General features: G+C 57.2%; 3 protein-coding genes. All 3 read right to left on the reverse strand.

Annotated elements, in window-relative coordinates; all coding sequences use genetic code 11:
* Positions 1 to 600: HAD hydrolase family protein (locus ACOSYY_RS03905; protein ID WP_421660960.1), on the reverse strand; the 600-nt coding region annotated here is incomplete at its 3' end.
* Positions 601 to 725: 125 nt separating this feature from the next.
* The gene (locus ACOSYY_RS03910) at positions 726 to 977 is read right to left on the reverse strand and encodes a DUF2934 domain-containing protein (RefSeq protein WP_421660961.1); all 252 of its coding nucleotides are present in this window, start codon (positions 975 to 977) and stop codon (positions 726 to 728) included.
* Positions 978 to 1,189: 212 nt separating this feature from the next.
* Positions 1,190 to 1,585 (reverse strand): hypothetical protein (locus ACOSYY_RS03915; protein ID WP_421660962.1); only part of this gene is annotated, 396 nt, incomplete at its 5' end.

A 1,585-nucleotide genomic window follows, 5' to 3' on the forward strand; every position in this document is an offset into this window, starting at 1 on the left:
ACAACGGAGAAGAATCTCCGCGGCTTGACCTTCATCGTTGTTCCCCATCAAGTGAAAGAACCGCCCGCCTCTTGTCCAATTGAGACCTCGGGCCACGATTTGGCGACAGATTTCTTCGATGAGCGTGGGCGGCCCGTTGACCAAAAACGGCTCATCGAACTCCCGAAGCATGGCCCGCAGCGCATCTTCACGCGAAAGCCCCGTCGCCGCCATGATCTCATCGGCGGTGAGGTCGCCGAACCCTCGCAGCGGGGTTCCCACCGCGTCTTCGATTTGCCGTAGCACATCCCGTAGGAGGGCATAGGGCGTGCCCAATTCGATGATATGGTAAGAAAACCGGCGGCGTGATCGTTCCGGCGTGAAGTCGAAGGTCTCGAACGGGACATACGCCGCCGCGCCGTTTTCCACGATGAAGGGATCGTGGTGATCAAGGCGTTCCCGAAGCGGTTCGATTTCCGCGCGTGTCTTTCCGGAGACGAGAATGACCGGGATGCGCGCTGAACGGAGGGAGTCGAGCGCCGGTCGCACGTGGTCAAAGGAGGAGCGATCGCAGTCCAATAGACAACCGTCCAGATCCGTGAAAAGTACGTAGCGCGACATAGAGAGGTGGACGTCCTCGATGATGTGTTCAGCTCGGATTTGGTGGTGCCCCGAGGGCTCTCACAAAGACATGGCGCACTGATCCGTCAACAGGTCACGCCATACGAATGGCATGCGTCACATCTTCATGACAACGAACTCAATGAAGCAGTGCTCGCCACTTGTCGTTCGGCTTCCAACCAGTCGTCAAGCGCATGACCATCCCGGCGACCTCGTTGTTCATACAGCACATACGCAAGTTCGACGATACGTGCACGGAGGTCGTCCGGCTGTTGCTCGTTGGCGCGACCGTTAAGCTGATTCTTGTGGCGCTCTCCGCCCTCCGGCTCTTGCGCGACACGATTGGAACGAGACCTTGGTTGTTTTTTTACCGGCATAATCGGTACCTTTCCTCCCGGGTATTTTTGATGTAACGACTCTCGGACCGGTTGACGGCCATTCCATGTTCCAGAACGTCTCCATGTCGGCTGCCATCGTCAGCGTGTTTCAACGGAGTCCCTGGAACAGGTGCCGCATCCGTGTCCGTCGCGGTCTGTTTTGGTAGGAATGTAGGGACGGCCTGGATGTAATCATTCGGCGCGATGACACATCACTCGAGGGTTCTCTTGCGTTCGACATGAGAACTCCAATCAGCGGCGCCGATCCTCATGATCCCAAGCGACACTTCGTAGCTGAAGCGCGCCGGATGGCGCAGGACGAGTTCGCCTGTTCGGCTGAGCCGATCGACGGCGGCGAATACCTCGTTCCAAGAAAACTGAGGCAGCCGGGCCAGCAACGCGTCGAGAGGGCAAGGATTGTGTTGCATCAGCTGAGATCGAACGGCGGACTCAACCCTTGCTTGGCACAACATGAAGGCATTCCTTTCATTACAGACGACCGTCGGAAGCCACGCCCTGACCGTCTGAATCAATGGAGGATACCTATGGCAGCAATGCGCGGCTGAGACTATCCATAGGAATGCGATTTTTTTGTCGATGCTTTTGCG

The organism is Nitrospira sp. BLG_2 (assembly GCF_049222245.1).

Excerpts from the sequence above, each read along its gene's own strand:
- ACOSYY_RS03910 (WP_421660961.1), bottom strand. The coding sequence starts at position 977 with ATGCCGGTAAAAAAACAACCAAGGTCTCGTTCCAATCGTGTCGCGCAA.